This window comes from Pseudoalteromonas sp. MB47 (assembly GCF_011319765.1).
Lineage (GTDB): Bacteria > Pseudomonadota > Gammaproteobacteria > Enterobacterales > Alteromonadaceae > Pseudoalteromonas > Pseudoalteromonas simplex.
The window spans coordinates 1-16,279 of the sequence record NZ_VFBD01000004.1; the positions used below are offsets into that span (position 1 = coordinate 1).

Annotated in this window: 18 protein-coding genes and 1 pseudogene; 13 read left to right on the forward strand and 6 right to left on the reverse strand. The window is 40.8% G+C overall.

Annotation, left to right across the window (positions count from 1 at the left end):
* A pseudogene (locus IMPJCBKJ_RS00660) lies at window positions 1–390 on the forward strand (IS4 family transposase); the annotation flags it as partial.
* A gap of 33 nt (window positions 391–423) precedes the next feature.
* Here the strand turns inward: IMPJCBKJ_RS00660 and IMPJCBKJ_RS00665 are convergent.
* Window positions 424–1,128 (reverse strand): hypothetical protein, encoded by a 705-nt coding sequence (locus IMPJCBKJ_RS00665; RefSeq protein WP_166338178.1) that lies wholly within the window; start codon window positions 1,126–1,128, stop codon window positions 424–426.
* 126 nt (window positions 1,129–1,254) lie between these two features.
* On the opposite strand from IMPJCBKJ_RS00665, the gene IMPJCBKJ_RS00670 reads away from it, so the two are divergent.
* Window positions 1,255–1,830 carry a DJ-1/PfpI family protein gene (locus tag IMPJCBKJ_RS00670; RefSeq protein WP_166338180.1) on the forward strand — a complete coding sequence of 192 codons (576 nt, stop codon included), beginning with the start codon at window positions 1,255–1,257 and terminating at the stop codon, window positions 1,828–1,830.
* Here the strand turns inward: IMPJCBKJ_RS00670 and IMPJCBKJ_RS00675 are convergent.
* Complete coding sequence (locus IMPJCBKJ_RS00675) at window positions 1,825–2,706, reverse strand: LysR family transcriptional regulator (protein WP_166338182.1); 882 nt, start codon at window positions 2,704–2,706, stop codon at window positions 1,825–1,827. The two genes, IMPJCBKJ_RS00670 and IMPJCBKJ_RS00675, sit on opposite strands and share 6 nt — an antisense overlap.
* Window positions 2,707–2,806: 100 nt before the next feature.
* Between IMPJCBKJ_RS00675 and IMPJCBKJ_RS00680 the strand changes: the two genes are divergently transcribed.
* The 4 genes from IMPJCBKJ_RS00680 (at window position 2,807) to IMPJCBKJ_RS00695 (ending at window position 7,275) form a co-directional block, all read left to right on the forward strand.
* Complete coding sequence (locus IMPJCBKJ_RS00680; RefSeq protein ID WP_138617219.1) at window positions 2,807–3,295, forward strand: DUF2938 domain-containing protein; 489 nt, start codon at window positions 2,807–2,809, stop codon at window positions 3,293–3,295.
* 9 nt (window positions 3,296–3,304) lie between these two features.
* Window positions 3,305–3,937 carry a thiopurine S-methyltransferase gene (gene tmpT, locus IMPJCBKJ_RS00685; RefSeq protein WP_166338184.1) on the forward strand — a complete coding sequence of 211 codons (633 nt, stop codon included), beginning with the start codon at window positions 3,305–3,307 and terminating at the stop codon, window positions 3,935–3,937.
* A 112-nt stretch (window positions 3,938–4,049) separates the two neighbouring features.
* Window positions 4,050–4,850 (forward strand): class III extradiol ring-cleavage dioxygenase, encoded by an 801-nt coding sequence (locus IMPJCBKJ_RS00690; RefSeq protein ID WP_138599766.1) that lies wholly within the window; start codon window positions 4,050–4,052, stop codon window positions 4,848–4,850.
* 94 nt (window positions 4,851–4,944) lie between these two features.
* Window positions 4,945–7,275: a S9 family peptidase gene (locus IMPJCBKJ_RS00695; protein ID WP_166338186.1), complete on the forward strand. Its 2,331-nt coding sequence runs from the start codon at window positions 4,945–4,947 to the stop codon at window positions 7,273–7,275.
* Between the two features lie 127 nt (window positions 7,276–7,402).
* Here IMPJCBKJ_RS00695 and IMPJCBKJ_RS00700 read toward each other — a convergent pair whose 3' ends face one another.
* Window positions 7,403–8,512 carry a hypothetical protein gene (locus tag IMPJCBKJ_RS00700; protein ID WP_054553349.1) on the reverse strand — a complete coding sequence of 370 codons (1,110 nt, stop codon included), beginning with the start codon at window positions 8,510–8,512 and terminating at the stop codon, window positions 7,403–7,405.
* 228 nt (window positions 8,513–8,740) lie between these two features.
* Window positions 8,741–9,751: a prolyl oligopeptidase family serine peptidase gene (locus IMPJCBKJ_RS00705; protein WP_054553350.1), complete on the reverse strand. Its 1,011-nt coding sequence runs from the start codon at window positions 9,749–9,751 to the stop codon at window positions 8,741–8,743.
* A 133-nt stretch (window positions 9,752–9,884) separates the two neighbouring features.
* Between IMPJCBKJ_RS00705 and IMPJCBKJ_RS00710 the strand changes: the two genes are divergently transcribed.
* Window positions 9,885–10,391 (forward strand): hypothetical protein, encoded by a 507-nt coding sequence (locus tag IMPJCBKJ_RS00710; protein ID WP_054553351.1) that lies wholly within the window; start codon window positions 9,885–9,887, stop codon window positions 10,389–10,391.
* Between the two features lie 79 nt (window positions 10,392–10,470).
* Here IMPJCBKJ_RS00710 and IMPJCBKJ_RS00715 read toward each other — a convergent pair whose 3' ends face one another.
* Window positions 10,471–10,929, reverse strand: coding sequence for a GyrI-like domain-containing protein (locus tag IMPJCBKJ_RS00715; RefSeq protein ID WP_054553352.1), 459 nt, complete (start codon window positions 10,927–10,929; stop codon window positions 10,471–10,473).
* 191 nt (window positions 10,930–11,120) lie between these two features.
* Here IMPJCBKJ_RS00715 and IMPJCBKJ_RS00720 point away from each other — a divergent pair, with 191 nt between their 5' ends.
* The 6 genes from IMPJCBKJ_RS00720 (at window position 11,121) to IMPJCBKJ_RS00745 (ending at window position 15,821) form a co-directional block, all read left to right on the forward strand.
* Window positions 11,121–11,747 carry a fused MFS/spermidine synthase gene (locus tag IMPJCBKJ_RS00720; RefSeq protein ID WP_054553353.1) on the forward strand — a complete coding sequence of 209 codons (627 nt, stop codon included), beginning with the start codon at window positions 11,121–11,123 and terminating at the stop codon, window positions 11,745–11,747.
* The gene (locus tag IMPJCBKJ_RS00725; RefSeq protein WP_166338187.1) at window positions 11,732–12,622 is read left to right on the forward strand and encodes a fused MFS/spermidine synthase; all 891 of its coding nucleotides are present in this window, start codon (window positions 11,732–11,734) and stop codon (window positions 12,620–12,622) included. The genes IMPJCBKJ_RS00720 and IMPJCBKJ_RS00725 overlap by 16 nt, the downstream gene beginning before the upstream one ends.
* Window positions 12,619–13,095, forward strand: a complete 477-nt coding sequence (locus tag IMPJCBKJ_RS00730; RefSeq protein ID WP_082389267.1) for a TlpA disulfide reductase family protein — start codon at window positions 12,619–12,621, stop codon at window positions 13,093–13,095. Before IMPJCBKJ_RS00725 ends, IMPJCBKJ_RS00730 begins: the two co-directional genes overlap by 4 nt.
* A gap of 135 nt (window positions 13,096–13,230) precedes the next feature.
* A complete protein-coding gene (locus tag IMPJCBKJ_RS00735) occupies window positions 13,231–13,707 on the forward strand; it encodes a MarR family transcriptional regulator (RefSeq protein WP_054553355.1) in 477 nt (158 codons plus the stop codon).
* A 4-nt stretch (window positions 13,708–13,711) separates the two neighbouring features.
* Window positions 13,712–14,773 carry an HlyD family secretion protein gene (locus IMPJCBKJ_RS00740; RefSeq protein ID WP_166338189.1) on the forward strand — a complete coding sequence of 354 codons (1,062 nt, stop codon included), beginning with the start codon at window positions 13,712–13,714 and terminating at the stop codon, window positions 14,771–14,773.
* A 13-nt stretch (window positions 14,774–14,786) separates the two neighbouring features.
* Window positions 14,787–15,821, forward strand: a complete 1,035-nt coding sequence (locus tag IMPJCBKJ_RS00745; RefSeq protein ID WP_138599757.1) for a DUF2955 domain-containing protein — start codon at window positions 14,787–14,789, stop codon at window positions 15,819–15,821.
* 16 nt (window positions 15,822–15,837) lie between these two features.
* Here IMPJCBKJ_RS00745 and IMPJCBKJ_RS00750 read toward each other — a convergent pair whose 3' ends face one another.
* Window positions 15,838–16,158 carry a hypothetical protein gene (locus IMPJCBKJ_RS00750; RefSeq protein WP_138617196.1) on the reverse strand — a complete coding sequence of 107 codons (321 nt, stop codon included), beginning with the start codon at window positions 16,156–16,158 and terminating at the stop codon, window positions 15,838–15,840.
* Window positions 16,159–16,279: the final 121 nt, after the last annotated feature.

Here is a 16,279-nt window from a genome sequence, read left to right on the forward strand (position 1 = left end):
CTTGGGTTCAGGGAAATGAAACAGTACTTGCTCAAAAATGAATTAACGTTACGTAGCAAAACCCCAGAGCTAGTAAAACAAGAGTTATGGGGCGTATTGCTCGCATACAATTTAGTACGATATATGATGACTAAGATGGCTTACAGCCTGAAAGGGATATGGCCTTATCAACTCAGTTACAGCAATGCTTCTGGCTATATCATCAAGGAGTTAATGATGTTGCCTCACACCTCAGCAGGAAAAGTACCGAGCGTAATAAATAAACTTATTGCAATGGCTGAAACCTTTGTGCTGCCAGAGCGAAGAGAAAGACATTATCCAAGATGTGTGAAAAAGAGACCCAGTCGATACCCTGAACGAAAGCCCCAAAAAATGCCTGTCAGCTCTTAACTGACAGGCATTAAACATGACGTTGGCTTTTTATTAGTTAACAAGTTCAGCTGACACGATATCGTTGAGCATCAAAAAGTGGTTAAGTACAGACTCTTCAAGTTCGAATACCTGCGCGATTTTTTCGCCACTTGCTGACATCCCCGTTTGCGCACCTGCAAACTCGATATGTAGCCCTAAACGCTTCAGGGTTTGAGCGTCGTAGCTATAAATAGCAGAATCACGTTTCTCGGTAATACCTGGCATCATCCCTATGATAGTAACCGCTTGTTCAACATTAATGATATCGAAGAATTGTCGCTCTGCAGTTTGCCATTTAGCTATATAGCTAGCGACCTCGGGCGGCTGCTCCATGGGCACGTATAATGGCTGTAATGAGCCGCCATGCCAGCCAATAACGGCTTGTGCTTCAACGAGGACATGTGGACTTGCAGTAACGACATAATTGGCGCAGGAGGATGCACAAAGCTCACGCACTACAACATTGAGTTGATATTCATGAACTAAGCCTCCGAAATGGAGACCTGCCATCACATCACCACCTTGGCTGTTAATAATTAAGGTGTTGATTTGTTGATCGCTATTTACTAATAATTGTTCAAACTTTTCAACATTTTGCTTTGATGTTTCGCCCTGAAAATAAATAGTGCCCGGCGATACTTCACTAATTTCAGCAACGCTTTGCTGTGTTGTTTTACAACCAACCAGCAGCACGCTCAATAATAATAAAAAACGCATTAACAATGCCTTGAAGTTTTGTTTGTATACAGTGCGCAATTTAATAATATGTCATTAACGAACTGCAAAAATGGCATAGTACGTTTTTTTACTTGAGAAATAAATCCACATAATAGGAACAATTGTATGAATATTGGAATTTACATCTATGATGATGCCGAAGTGCTCGATTTCTCAGGTCCGTTTGAGGTGTTTAGTACGGCTAAGCGCCTAGCGAATAATGACTGGCAAGTGAGTTTAATTGCCAAAAGTGATAGTCCTGTTCTTGCCCGCGGCGGTTATAGTGTAAACCCCCATTACAGCTTTGCTGACTGCCCTTTGCTTGATCTGCTTGTTGTGGTTGGGGGTGACCATACACGAGAGCTAGAAAAAGCAGAGGTTATTACTTGGTTAAAACACACAGTCACTAACACCAAGCGTGTTGCGAGTGTTTGTACGGGGGCGTTTTTGCTTGCTAAAACTGGGCTTTTAAGCGGTAAAAATGTCACGACTCATTGGCAAGATCAACCTGAGCTGGCTGCTATGTTTTCTGATCTCAACGTGATTGCAGATACTCGTTGGGTCACCGACGGTAAGTTTACCAGCTCTGGGGGAATTTCTGCAGGCATTGATATGAGCCTAGCGTTAGTCGCTGAATTTATTAGTTACGAACACGCCCTACTAACTGCTAAACAGATGGAATATAAATGGCAGACGTTATAATTTCTCAGCAATGTAGTCGGTTATAAACTGTTTTAAACATACAGCCTTTTTACTCAGTAAACGTGCGCTTGGCCAGATAGCATAAATGTCGCGATTTTCCCCTCGCCAGTGTGGCAGTACTTGAACTAACTGCTGAGATTTTAATTCATCTATAACCTCAAACCGAGGTAACAAAGCGATACCTTGCTCATCACAAACTAAGTATTTTACAAACCCGGTATCGTTAAAAGTAGTAGCAAATCGGCACATGTGAGTATAAGTTGCATTCGTTTGTGTATTGGTTAGCTGCCACTTATTTCGCAACGTGGTACCAATTAACCTATGTTGTTTTAAATCAGCAGGCTCTTCTATGGCAGATGCCGAATTAAGGTATGCTTTAGTGCTTACAAATAAGGTATCAACACTGCCTAACTTTTTCTGATGGAGCATAGAATCAGCCTGCGGCCCGACTCTTATTGCTATATCAGCTTGGCTTTTACTGAGATCTTCAAGTTGATTATTAAGCAGTAACTCAAGTTGAATATCAGGGTACTGTTTAGTAAATGCGAGCCACATCGGCTTTAAGAAGCCATGACTAATATTCAGAGGTGCTAAAACTTTAAGCTTTCCTGACAACTTTGCTTTTTGATCATTAAGCTGGCGGTGAGTTTGTTCAAATTGCTCAATCAATTCAACATAACTTTGAAAGTATACCTCCCCAGCTTGCGTTAACGTGCATTGCCTTGCTGAGCGAGTTAAAAGTTGCTCGCCTAGGCGTTGCTCAAGTCGTTGTAAGCGTCTCGACACTGTCGCGGTAGGTAACGACAAGCTCTCAGCCGCATTACTTAGGCCGCCCTGTTTTACAATCTGTATGAATAGAGCAATATCGTCAATCATGTTCTCATTTATGCAATCATAGTTTGTTTATCTTGCTATTTTTAGCATTTTTGCAATTAGATATCATGTCTTTTATTAAATCATTTAAGAGCATCTAATTATGAGTGTTAATGATATTTATGTGATAACTTTTGTAGGCATAGCGGCGACTTTGTTCATTGATCTTTATGCTTTTCTGCTGGCTAAAGTGTTTAAGATACCGTCATTAAACTTTTGTTTAGTTGGCCGTTGGGGCTTGGGTTTATTAGATGGAAAGTTTAAGCACCTGAATATAGCAACTAGTCCAGTTAAGCAGTTTGAGTGCGTGTTTGGCTGGTGTTTACACTACTTTATTGGTGTTTTATTTTCGTTTCTATTTATATTACTGGTCGGTCTTGCTTGGCTTGAACAGCCCACCTTAATTGCTGCATGTATATTTGGATTAGCTAGTGTATCTATGCCATTTTTTGTTATGCAGCCCGCTTTAGGGATGGGGATAATGGCTACGAAAACAGCAAACCCACTTCAAGCCCGCTTAAAAAGTACTGTAACTCACCTACTTTTTGGTGTCGGAATATATTTATCAGCTCAATTCATTCAATTTATTTAGGAGTATGTAATGGACGCAAAGCATTGGCATCAACGTTGGGAAAATAACGAAATTGGTTTTCATGAAGGAGACGTTAACCGTTATCTAGATCAGTTTTTTACTAACTTAAATTTGCAGCAAGGCGATACTGTTTTTGTACCACTTTGCGGAAAAACTCACGACATTCATTATTTGCTAGCGCAAGGTATGCGTGTTGTTGGGGCAGAACTTAGTGAGATAGCCATTAAGCAGTTATTTGATGAGTTAAAGCTAGAACCCGAAATTAGCCAACACGGCGAACTATTACGTTACCAAGGCGTAAATCTAACCGTTTGGGTAGGTGATATTTTTGCACTTACCGCGAATGAACTTGGCACTATCAACGCGATTTATGACCGTGCTGCCTTAGTTGCGCTGCCAAAGCCCATGCGCATTCGCTATACCCAGCATTTACTTGAATTAACCAATAGAGCTAAACAATTAGTGGTGGTCTTTGAGTATCAGCAAAGTGAGTTTTCGGGTCCGCCGTTTAGTGTGGTCGCCGATGAACTACATCAGCACTACGATGCTTTTTATCAACTAACATTACTGTGCAAAGAACCTCTCGAAGGTGGCTTAAAAGGGCAAGTCCCGGCTATGAACGTAGCTTGGCATTTAAGTTAGTACCTACAAACTGGTGGTGTGTAAATTCACACCCTAGTTGTGCATTTTTGTGGCTGGTTATTGTACCTCTGTGCGTGCACTATAGTGATTACTGTATTTAAGGAGCACATTTATGCAAAAGCCACGCGTTTTATTTGTTTCACATGGCGGCGGTCCTATGCCATTACTAGGCGATCCAAGTCATGCCGATATGGTTACTTGTTTACAGTCTATTGCTGCAAAAATTCAAAAGCCGTCAGCTATTTTGATGGTGAGTGCGCACTGGGAAGCGAACCCAATTAGCATCACTTCGAGCGCTGCTCCTGAGCTAATTTATGATTACTATGGTTTTCCAGACCCTGCTTACAGTATTGAGTACCCAAGCCCTGGCGAACCAGCCCTTGCCGAAAAAGTACATCAAGCATTGGCAAAGGCTAATATCGATAGCACATTAAACCCATCTCGTGGCTTTGATCACGGTATGTATGTGCCTTTGAAGATTATGTATCCAGAAGCAGATATACCTTGTGTGCAATTGTCGTTACATCCAAGCCTTGAGCCAAACTTACACCTAGCGATAGGTGAGGCTTTACAACAGCTTGATTACGATAATTTATTGATCATTGGTTCTGGCTTTACTTTTCATAATATGCGCGCATTTTTCACCCCTGAAACAGCTGAAATTAAAGCGCAAAATATGGCTTTTGAGCAATGGTTAGTCGATGTCTGTGGCAATACTGAGCTGAGTGAACAGCAGCGACAAGCTAAGTTATTAGAATGGCAAATGGCCCCTGCGGCGCGTTTTAGCCATCCTCGTGAAGAGCACTTATTGCCGTTACATGTTTGCTATGGTGCGGCGATACGCCCTTGTAGTGATATCTACGAACTACGTATTGCCAATAAGCAAGCCAGTATGTTCTTGTGGGACGATTAAGTTTAAGTTCAACCCCCCAGATAACACGATAAAGGCTCAGATTTTATAAGCTTATTTTGGTACGCTAGGTAAGTTAAAACCTAGGAACAACAAAATGAACTTAATAAAAACATCAACCCTTGCGTTTGCTGTGGTTGCGGGTTTAGGTTTGCAGGCATGCTCAACGACAGAGCAAGCGAGCACCCAATCAGCAACAGTGAACGCAACGGCTAATCCGCTCTCGCTTGAACAAATTTATAAAGACAAAGACTTTAAAGCTGAGCGTAGCACCTATTTTACGTGGCTCGATGATGGTACTGGTTATACGGTACTTGAAGAGCGCGAAAGCGATAAAAACAACCAAGACGACAAAGCTGAAGACGATGAGCACGGCGTTAAAGGCAATGATATTGTGTTTTATAACGCCGATGGAACGGGACGTAAGGTACTTGTTAGCTTCGAAAAATTAATTCCCAAAGGTGATAAAGAGCCACTCACTGTTGAAAGCTACCAATGGTCTAAAGATGGTAAATGGCTGATGGTTTTTACCAATGGCGAGCAAGTGTGGCGCTCACGTAGCCGTGGTGATTTTTGGCTTTTAAACCTCGAAACTGATTCGCTATATCAGTTAGGTGGCGAAAACATCGAAGCGAAAAAGCTAATGTTTGCTAAGTTCTCTCCAGATAGCTCAAAAGTAGCTTACGTGCGTGATAACAACATCTACATGGAAAAAGTGGGCAGCAAGGCTGTGACTGCTTTAACCACTGACGGTAACGACACCATTGTTAATGGTAATTTTGACTGGGTATACGAAGAAGAATTTACTATTCGTGATGGTTTTCGCTGGAGTCCAGACAACAAATCAATTGCCTATTGGCAGCTTGATACCAGTGGCGTGAAATACTTCACCATGATCAATAACACCGATGATCTCTACCCTACCCTTAAAGAATTCCCGTATCCAAAAGCCGGCGAGATGAACTCTGCGGTTAAAGTGGGGGTGGTCAGTCTTAGCGACAAGAAAACTCGCTGGGCTGAACTAGGTGGCGATAATCGCGATCGTTATATTCCACGTATTAGCTGGGCAGGCACAGGTGAATCTTTGATGATCCAAGATCTTAACCGCCCGCAAAGCCACAATAAGGTTTGGTTATTCGACTGGCAAAAACAGCAGCTGACTAAAATTCTTGAAGATAAAGACGATGCCTTTATTGAGTGGTTTTATAAAGCAAACTGGTCAAAAGACGGTAAGTTCTTTATTTGGCACAGTGAGCGTGATGGCTGGCGTCATTTGTACCGTGTATCTCGCGATGGCAAAACGGTTGTTGATTTAACACCGGGCGAGTACGACATTATTGATATGTTAGCGCTCAACGAAGATAAAAACGTTATGTACTTTACTGCATCACCGGATGATCCAGGCCAGCGTTATTTATTCCGTACCTCGCTTGATGGTAGCACTAAACCGGTGCGCGTAACGCCTGCGTCATTCGATGGCTCAAACAGCTATTACATGTCTAAAGACACCTCTTGGGCGATGCATACCTTCTCTAAATTTGGCACCCCACCAATGAAAGAGATCATCAAAGTAAGCGATCACAGCAATGTGAAAACCTTAGTTGAGAACAAAGCATTAAAAGAGAAATTAGCGACTGAGCAGTTACCGACTCACGAGTTCTTTACGGTTAATGCGCGCGATGGTGTTGAGCTTGATGGTTACATCATGTTCCCAGCGAATATGGATAAAAGTAAAAAATACCCAATCGTTTTCTATGTTTACGGTGAGCCGTGGGGCTCAACAGTACAAGACCGCTGGGAAGGTAACAGTTACTTATACAAGTCGTATCTAACTCAGCAAGGCTTTATTGTTGCCTCAGTTGATAACCGCGGCACGCGCGCACCAAAAGGCAGAGATTGGCGTAAGTCTATCTACAAAAAAATAGGCTCTATTACCGTACGTGACCAAGTTGACGCCCTTGATGCAATGGCAAAACGTTGGGATGTCATTGATACCGACCGTGTTGGCGTATGGGGTCACTCAGGTGGTGGTAGTTCAACGCTTAATTTGTTATTCCGCCACGGTGATAAATATAAAGTTGGGATTGCCTCAGCCCCAGTGCCAGATATTCGCTTGTACGATACTATCTACCAAGAGCGCTATGCAGGTAACCCAAATACCGATCCTGAAAGTTACGACAATACGTCTCCGATCAGCTTTGCAAAAGACCTGCAAGGTAAGTTGCTACTGATCCACGGTACAGGAGATGATAACGTTCACTACCAAGGCTCAGAGCGCTTAATTAACGAATTAGTTAAGCACAATAAACAGTTCGAGTTTTTTTCTTACCCGAACCGTTCTCACAGCCTACGAGAAGGTAAAGGCACTACCTTGCACTATCATACTATGATGGCTAACTTCTTCGAAAAGCATTTACTTAACAAGTAAATATGCTCTATAAAAAATACCGCAGCTTAGAGGTTAAGCTGCGGTTTTTTTATGCAAACTGTAAACCCCCGTTACACAAAAACATTACGATGAATATGTATAAATTTTGATAAGGAAAAAGTTTTGTCTATTGTAATTCTAAAGTGACATGGTCTGAATTTTTATCAGCTTGACTTTGTTGGTGTAGGCGGTTGATCGTATATTTTTCTGAGGCACATTGTTCAGAGTCTAAATTCGATACGTAGTTTAAAATCTGATTTAATGCTGTGCTATTTTTTCGTACTTTTAACGCAAACTCCTCTGCGCTTATACAGCGTCTATTGTCATCATACATAATTTCTAGCGCTGGCTTTAATTCTTCAATAGTTTTCGCCTTACTAAAAAGAGATAAATACTTTTCTCGACCATTATTAACTATATTTTTTGAGTCTAATTTAATTGTTGCTATTTTATCGAGCCATTTATCATCAAAACCAAGTAAAACATAGTTAAGCAAATATTCGCTGTCCTCATCACAAACACCTGACTTAGCTGTGTGAGTTGCTAATTTTGCTCTCAGCTCTGAAGCTGCATCTAGCCAAAAAGATGTTGATTTATGAGTCTCTATTCCTATTGTATTAAGGACTGCTAACCGACGTGCTGAAAACAGTCCTGCACACATCCAACGTATACCGGTATTTACTGTTTTGGAGTGCCAATAGACTGCTTTTTCAAGATCTTGCTCCACAACAAATTCACCACTTTCGTAGCTGGATGCTAGTATATTCATACATCCAGCATGGCCTGCCTCCCCACACGTTGACCAGTAAAGATATGCTAAACTGTAATTATCTAATTGATGAGCTGAAATTTGTCCCGCAGTATATTCAAGGTCACCTAGATATGAGTCAGTTACTTCTTTTAAGTCATCTAAGTTATTAAGTAGTTTTTGTACTTGAGAAACATCGATAGGAAGTTTATTAAATTTGTACTTTCTATTAATAGCTTCGGCGGCATTTAACTGAGCGCGTAATATGATTGCAAAATCTTCAGGAGAAAATGTGATTTCTCGAGAGCCTGACTCAAGGATATCAATGTTATTTTGAAGGCGTTTTTCATCGATCTCTGTGATAGATTTATAAGAATGTAAATAATTGAAAGTATCATTAATTGCTACATTCACATCCTCAATAGTTACCGCAACGACTGCGCTTGAAAAAATACTGCAGCATAATGCAAAAAGCCATTTCCTTGTCATTTTTAGTTTCCTTAATAGAGACTCATTTATTGTTTTAGCTTGTTGATAGATAATATGTAATTGTCTATAAAGCCTGATTTGATAGTATTAAAAAATACTGACCATAACACCTTACTTAATAATAATCTTATCAAGATAAAATTTATTCAAGATTTTACCTTTTGATTCATAATGGCTTTAAAAAATTTGTTAGCTAGTTTGTTAGAGAGGGGTTTTGCCCCTTTAAACTTACAAATAGGTGTTAAACCAATTAACTAGTTCTGATTCTAGTTGTTCTTTATGGTTCATTAAAAAGTGATTGTCACCGTCATACACCACGAGTTTATGGGGTATTTGATGCTTATCTAGCGCTTTGGCAAATTGAATTGAGTTCTCGACCGATACTCGTTTATCTTCACTGCCATGAATAAGTAATATGGGCACTTTAGGCGATAGATTATCAACCCAGTTCATAACAGAGCGAGCTTCAAGCTCTGCTTGTTTGTTCTCTTTATAATTGGGAATACGACGCACATACACGTTTTTTTCCATGTTAGGTCTAAACGTAAGCTCTTTGACTAAATCGGTCGCCCCCGCAATGGTTGCAATAGCTTTAACCTTGTTTGTGAGTTGCATTGCAAGGTGGGTTTGCATGCCGCCTCTACTTACTCCTAACATACCAATACGGTTTTCATCTGCACTTGCTATGTGCGGAATAAAATCAATAAGCGCAAGTACGTCGTTAACGTCTCTGCCACCAAACTCATCTAAATCATCATTTTTAGTTGATGTACCGCGGTATTGGCTGCCGATAACCACAAAGCCTTGCTCTGCTAAAGGAAATAAATTACGCATCATTGCTGCAAAATAAACACTGCCAAAATTACCGTTACCGCCGCGGTTATAAATTAATACTGGAAGCTTATTCTTGATGACTTTAGGTTTGATGATATAACCAAGCACCTCAACATTATCGACCTGATATTTAAAATTATGGCAGGTTAAATTAGCTTTAAAGTTATCGAACATATCTTGTGGAAAGGTTTCTTCAAAGGCTTTAATGCGCTTTAAGTATGCTTCTTCGTTTTTAGCTTTGCGTTTATTCTTTTGCGCAATAAATTGATGCCACGAATCATAGTCAGCAAAGATACCTGTGAAGCAGTCTGTTTCTTTTGTTACGTGTTCATCATCGATAATTTTTGCTGCGCTGGTAGAAAAAACAGCGAGAAATAGGCAGGCAAAGAGTAGTAATTTATACACAACAACATCCTTATTGGTGACTAAAAGTTACGAATCCACAGTAACTTAAATGATGGTTATTTGTATATAACTACTTTTTTACGTATCAAAACTTTTATATTATGAAAGTTAACTTATTGAATTGGAAGTCATAATGAGCAATAAACCGCCGCATATATTAGAGTTGCTACCTAAGCGTTACACCTTGTGGGGGTTATTATGCTTATCCTTGGTATTCGCTATATTTGTAATTATATGGTCTCGAGCTCCTGAATACCGGCCTTTGATACAAGATATGCGCTTAGTCAATGCCGTCAAGATAGTTGATGTACTGGACGTTGAAGAGATCCCTTACAAGGCTGATATTAAAAATCATATTTTGTACGTCGATGTTCTTCACTCAGACCAAGCAAAGCTAGCACTTGCTAAAGTAGGTTTCGTCTTTGATTATCCAAATAAAGATGCATTTAGTTCAATACCACAAGCATGTGCCTTACTTGAATCACAAGAAGTAAAGGAAAATAGGCCTATTTATCAAACTGAATGGTTTTTCCGATTAGTTCGCATGACAATGGCCGCGATAGTACTTATTACTTTAATCTTGGTAGTTGTACGACCCATTTTAAAGAATCTTATTCTTGAAGATAACAACAAGGATTAATATACCCTTTAGCAAATAAAAAGCCGCAACAAGCGGCTTATTTTGTAATGGGGCTTTACACTAAAAAATGGGTTTAGTGTTATTCAACCGAAATGAATACCTCAACTTCGTCACTGTTTTTATAAAACTCATAGTCAGTTTTATATGCTCGAATGTGCGGGCACTGTTCATTACTAAAGTACTGCCAAACTTGACCCCAAACATCGATAACGGTTTGTGGCATTGCCCCTTTGCCGCTAAAGCGAAGGTAGTTACCTGTGGCGAGTGTCGTTTGTTCTATCTCTGATGACGTGACTTGCAGATCAGTACACGCATATACATCAAACTCCCCTGTGACATCAGATTCATAATGAGTGTACACGCCATAAACTTGGCTCGATGGGGTTAATTTGGGCGCTATGTCTGTGTAAAACTGCTGCCATAAGCCAGCGATTTTGGCACCTTCACCACTCATTTCATTCATATTACAGGTGCGAACTTTGAGGCCAAATAAGATCGTAGGGTTGTCTATATTGATTTTCGTTACTTGCTGATCCATTGCATTTATCCTTGTTAGTTTGTTCCCGGTAAAATACCAGAGCATGTGTACTTTAACCTAGCCTTTTTAATTATTTATTTTAAAAAGACTATATTTTGTCAACGGCCTTTACAGCTTAAAAAACAGTCATGGCATCCTTATCTGCATCAGGTTAAGATGGGTAAAATAACAACAAAATCAGCGGGTGTTTAATGAATAAAATCAATGCGCTTATCTACTTTTTAGCCTTTAGTAGTGGCTTTTGTATTATGGGAATTGAGCTGTTAGGCGGGCGAATTTTAGCTCCATATTTTGGTAGTAGTGTGCATATATGGGGCAGTATTATCACCGTCTTTATGTTGAGCTTATCTATCGGCTATTTACTTGGCGGCAAGCTCTCTACTCGCAATCCTTCGTTAACTAAATATGGACTCATTTTCTTTGTAGCAAGCATTATGGTGGTGCCAATTGTATTGTTTGCTGAGCCAATTATGACCTTTATTTTCACCCATATTGAAGACAGTCGCTACGGCTCGTTATTGGCATCAACGGCGTTGTTCTTTATTCCTACAACAATACTCGGCATGATCTCACCTTACTCAGTGCGATTATTGGTTACCGATCATGAAAAAAGTGGCCAGGTTGCCGGTGGTTTGTATTTTGTGAGCACCCTAGGAAGCGCCCTTGGCACGATTATTACCTCTTTTTATATGGTGCTAGCGTTTGATGTTAACGACATCATTAAAACCTTTGCAGCGGTTTTAGGCGCGCTTGGTTTGCTTGCAATTGTTGTTAGTCAAATTAAAACAAAGGAGCGTGCTGTATGTTTAGAATCTTAATGCTTTGTTTACTCATGACATTGCCTTTTAGCAGCTTAGCCGAAGTAATACATAAAGAGCGCTCGCTTTATCGCAATATTTTAGTGGAGAAGACTGGCGATTTACTGTGTTTAAAATTCAACGAAAAAACCCGTAAAAGTACGCAAAGCTGTATGTATGAGAGTAAGCCTAAAAAGCTGGTGTTTAATTACACCAAAATGACGTTCGCAAGCTTACTATTTATTAATGATCCTCAAAATGTACTGATCATAGGTTTAGGGGGAGGTTCACTCTCTAATACCATTCATGAGCTTTACCCTAGCGCTCATATCGAAAATGTCGAAATTGATCCTGCGGTGATAAAAGTTGCCCGCGATTATTTTAACTTTATAGAAACCGATAACGTGACGTCAAAAGTGCAAGATGGCCGTATTTTCATTAAGCGCGCCGCACTTAAAAAACAAAAGTACGATTGGATTATTCTTGATGCCTTTAATGGCGATTATATCCCTGAGCACCTCCTCACTAAGGAATTTTTTGCGGAAGTAAAAAGTGTTTTGGCTGATGGCGGAATTGTCGCTGCAAATACTTTTTCATCGAGTAAGTTGTACCAGCATGAGTCGGCAACTTACTTCGATGTGTTTGGTGACTTTGTGAATGTTGTGACTGATGAAAACTCTAATCGTATTATTTTAGCAGGCTTCGAGACTATGCCTAGCCAGAAGCTTTTAATTGAGCGCGTCAACAAACTCGCAAATAAGTTAATCCCTTACGATGTTGATTTGCAGTTACTTAGCGAGCATTTGTTTTATACTAAGGGTAATCAAGATTGGCCAGCGGATACCAAGGTGCTCACTGATCAATATTCACCAGCGAATTTATTAAATTACCAATGATCAAATACGCCTTAATTGCATTTCTTTTCATTACGAGCTCTGCTGCTAAGGCAGAGCGTCTTTCGAGCCCTCCTTTAGCTGCCAGCCAGCAGCAATTGTCTAAACTACTGAATCAATACAAAGGGCAAGTCGTGTTACTCGATTTCTGGGCGTCTTGGTGCAGCCCGTGTCGACGGTCGTTTCCTTGGTTTATAGCCATGCAGAGCAAGTATCAACAGCAAGGGCTTAAAGTGATTGCTGTAAACATTGATGTTGAGCGTAGTGATGCCGATGCTTTTTTAACTGAGTTTGCAGTGAACTTTAATATTATTTACGACCCAGACGCTGTTATTGGCAAGCAATATCAACTCAAAGGGATGCCGAGCAGCTTTTTAATTGATAAGGAAGGCATAGTACGGTTCCAACACACAGGATTTGTTGCTGATAAATTAGACCTCTATGAAAGTCATATCAAAGAGTTAATCGCTAAATAGTGTTATCTAGCAGATAACTTTTGCAGTTGTTCGCTTTTATCGAACAAAGCTATCTATTTAATTAATTGCACTAATATTTACTTAGCATGCTAACTACATTAAAATACTTAGCATGCTAAGTAAATGGAGCGCATCATGTCTTCCACTCCCCCTTTTCACGAAACTCTTGATTTAACATTATGCGGCAGTATGGGCCGTGTGCATCGTTTATGTCGCGATGCTGTCACTTTGGCGGTTGAGCCTTTGGGTCTTACCCAATCTCGCTGGACCGCGATGATGCACCTGTTTCATTTAAACCAAGGTTGTACGCAACAAGAGTTAGCAAATAGCTTAGGCATTGAAATGCCTTCACTCACTCGTACGATTAAGCAGCTTGAGCAACAAGAGATTATTGCTCGCAAAGCTGACGCTGAAGATAAACGCAGTAAACGTCTGTACTTCACTGAGCAAGGTCTACAATTGTTAGACACATTGCAGGTGATTATTGCCGATGTGAAACAGCATCTTTATGCCGACTTAACCACTGAGCAACTCGATACCATGGCGCATGGTTTAATTCAGATGGAACAGAATGCTCGCCAGTGTATCCGCCATTATTCAGGAGATAAGTAACGTTATGACACCAGATCAAAAGTTTGCCCGTTACGTAAAAATCTCTTTAGCGGGTTTTATTGTTTTATTTTTATATTTTGTGATTGCCGATTTGTATATGCCTGTTACACCGCAGGCCCGTGTGTATCACCCAGTGGTGCAAGTGACCCCGCAGGTAAGTGGTCGCGTGACTGACGTACTTGTCACCAATAATCAAGCCGTCGAAAAACAGCAAGCCTTGTTTAAGATTAATGACGAGCCTTTTGAGCTTGCCGTGCAACAAGCTGAACTTGCATATGATGATGCAAAACTACAAAACCAACGTTTAGATAGTAGTGTGAAAGCAATAGAAGCACAGTTAGCGGCTGCTCAAGCTAAGCTACATGAACAAACGTTGCTGTTTGAACGCGGTGAGTCGCTATTGAAAAAGCGTTCTATCTCAGAGCAAGAGTACGAAACAATCAATGCGAACTATCAATCAAGCAAAGCAAATGTGGCTGCAATTGAAGCCCAGCTTAGCGAGGCTAAATTAGCGCGCGGTAAAATTGGGGATGACAATTTAGCGCTTCGTCATGCTCAAAACCAGCTTGAACAAGCGAAGCTAAACCTGTCTTACACCACAGTGACAGCTGATACCGACGGTAAAACAGCAAACTTACAGGTAACACCGGGTACGTATGCTAATAAGGGCCAGCCGTTAATGGCGATTGTTGCTAATAAAGCTGATTTAGTGGCTGATTTTCGTGAAAAGTCTTTAGTTCACGTACAAGTTGGTAGCACTGCAAAAGTCAGCTTTGATGCGCTACCGGGCAAAGTGTTTACAGGCAAAATTGCTAGTTTTGAAGCGGGTGTGAGTGATGGCCAGCTTAATGCTAACGGTTTACTCAGTGCCACTGAAAGCAGCAACCGTTGGGTACGAGATGCACAGCGTCAACGTATCCATATTCAGCTAGATGAACACCAGATGCTGGCAAAATTTCCAAGTGGTGCGCGTGCAACTGTGCAACTTCTGCCTGACTCAAGCATTGGTAGCTGGTTTGCAAGCATGCAAATTCGCTTCATTAGTGTTCTGCACTTTATTTACTAAAGCTGGGTGAGTTATGTCAGTATTGCAACTCGATGGTAATGGCTTGCGCCAAGCGCTACGTATTGCCACGGGCTCAGCACTAGGGTTTACACTGGCAAAATTGATGAACTGGCCTAATGGCATCTTTTTTACTGTTTACCCTATGCTATTGCTCGGTTTAGTGCCTGTGCTTAACATGCATATTATTCGTCAGTTTTATGCAGGCGCGGTGTTCAGTGCGCTGTTCGTATTGGTTGTACAAGGTTTGTTTTCACACCTGCCTGTTGTTATGACAATGATGTGCTTTATCGCATTTGCTTTTTTGTTTTATCAAATGAGCCGTGGCGCTAATTTTTTATTTGGCGCCACAACGGTGGTGAGTTTGTCTATTCAATTGCACTTTTCGACCTACACTGGCAGTGGAGTGAGTATTTATCCGTTGATCATTAGTAACGCTGTTGCCGTTGTGGTCACAGTGGTGTTCTCGATGCTAATGCATGGTTTATTTCCTGATGTAGCACCACGCCAAGGTCGGGTAATGCCAGAAAAAGCAAAAGAAAGTGTGCGTCATGAAGTATTACTTTGCTCAACTGTAGCTACCTTGTCATTCGTTGTTTTTCAGGTCTTTGATTTACAAGATTCAATCTCTGCTCAAGCGGCCTCGGTACTGATATTGTTTTCGTTGTGCTGGAAAGCGGCAGGTATGGCGGCATGGCAACGTGCTATAGGCACCTTAATTGGTTGTAACTTAGCGTTAGTGGCACAGTTATTTTTGTATAACCATACCGATATTTTAATATTTCCTGCGTTAATTCTGTGGATTTTGACCTTTATCTTTAGTCGTTATCACATAATTGGTGGCGGTATTCCGGGTGTTGGTTTTGGTATTATCACCACATTTGGTATTTTGTTTGGCCAGTCATTAGGGCCGGGGCAAGATCTGGTTTACAGCGCGCTGTATCGTTTTTCGTCGGTATCTGTGGCAATACTATTGAGCTTGTGTGCGGTGTATATAATGCATCACATCTTAAATCGCTTTGAAATGACAAGGCATCACACGTTTGAGTAAAGATTAAAAAAGGGAGTTAATCAGAACTCCCTTTTTTATTGTTATTTGATTCGAAAATGGTCGGTAAAGACTTTAATAAATCATCTTGTTTTTTTACGACACTCTGTACGCAGGTTTTTGAGGCGACATCTGCAACCCAAGCGCCCCATTGTGAACTACCTGGTTCTTCACCTGGAGTTGCCCACCATCTGGCTTTATAAAGAATTTCGTTGTAACAGGTTTCACTACCTTGCGGATACGCGTTACCGGCTTGCCATGAATCTACAGCAAAACTCGACATAGGCAAAGCTGACAGCGTTATCATTGCTGCAGCAACAATGCGTGATTTCTGGCCCATACGCGGCTCCTTCATTAATGGTGAGATTGTATGACTATTATAGACGCGGCAGGATTAACCATCAATTAACTTTGTTAACAAGTTACACTTCTTTACAGTTCTGCTTATTTTTGACACGATC

Bases quoted from the DNA above. Each gene is read 5' to 3' on its own strand.
- IMPJCBKJ_RS00730 (WP_082389267.1), top strand. From the start codon at position 12,619: ATGATCAAATACGCCTTAATTGCATTTCTTTTCATTACGAGCTCTGCT.
- IMPJCBKJ_RS00680 (WP_138617219.1), top strand. From the start codon at position 2,807: ATGAGTGTTAATGATATTTATGTGATAACTTTTGTAGGCATAGCGGCG.
- IMPJCBKJ_RS00745 (WP_138599757.1), top strand. From the start codon at position 14,787: ATGTCAGTATTGCAACTCGATGGTAATGGCTTGCGCCAAGCGCTACGT.
- IMPJCBKJ_RS00675 (WP_166338182.1), bottom strand. From the start codon at position 2,706: ATGATTGACGATATTGCTCTATTCATACAGATTGTAAAACAGGGCGGC.
- IMPJCBKJ_RS00715 (WP_054553352.1), bottom strand. From the start codon at position 10,929: ATGGATCAGCAAGTAACGAAAATCAATATAGACAACCCTACGATCTTA.
- IMPJCBKJ_RS00725 (WP_166338187.1), top strand. From the start codon at position 11,732: ATGTTTAGAATCTTAATGCTTTGTTTACTCATGACATTGCCTTTTAGC.
- IMPJCBKJ_RS00695 (WP_166338186.1), top strand. From the start codon at position 4,945: ATGAACTTAATAAAAACATCAACCCTTGCGTTTGCTGTGGTTGCGGGT.
- IMPJCBKJ_RS00700 (WP_054553349.1), bottom strand. From the start codon at position 8,512: ATGACAAGGAAATGGCTTTTTGCATTATGCTGCAGTATTTTTTCAAGC.
- IMPJCBKJ_RS00735 (WP_054553355.1), top strand. From the start codon at position 13,231: ATGTCTTCCACTCCCCCTTTTCACGAAACTCTTGATTTAACATTATGC.
- IMPJCBKJ_RS00665 (WP_166338178.1), bottom strand. From the start codon at position 1,128: ATGCGTTTTTTATTATTATTGAGCGTGCTGCTGGTTGGTTGTAAAACA.
- IMPJCBKJ_RS00720 (WP_054553353.1), top strand. From the start codon at position 11,121: ATGAATAAAATCAATGCGCTTATCTACTTTTTAGCCTTTAGTAGTGGC.
- IMPJCBKJ_RS00670 (WP_166338180.1), top strand. From the start codon at position 1,255: ATGAATATTGGAATTTACATCTATGATGATGCCGAAGTGCTCGATTTC.
- IMPJCBKJ_RS00750 (WP_138617196.1), bottom strand. From the start codon at position 16,158: ATGGGCCAGAAATCACGCATTGTTGCTGCAGCAATGATAACGCTGTCA.
- IMPJCBKJ_RS00740 (WP_166338189.1), top strand. From the start codon at position 13,712: ATGACACCAGATCAAAAGTTTGCCCGTTACGTAAAAATCTCTTTAGCG.
- IMPJCBKJ_RS00710 (WP_054553351.1), top strand. From the start codon at position 9,885: ATGAGCAATAAACCGCCGCATATATTAGAGTTGCTACCTAAGCGTTAC.
- tmpT (WP_166338184.1), top strand. From the start codon at position 3,305: ATGGACGCAAAGCATTGGCATCAACGTTGGGAAAATAACGAAATTGGT.
- IMPJCBKJ_RS00690 (WP_138599766.1), top strand. From the start codon at position 4,050: ATGCAAAAGCCACGCGTTTTATTTGTTTCACATGGCGGCGGTCCTATG.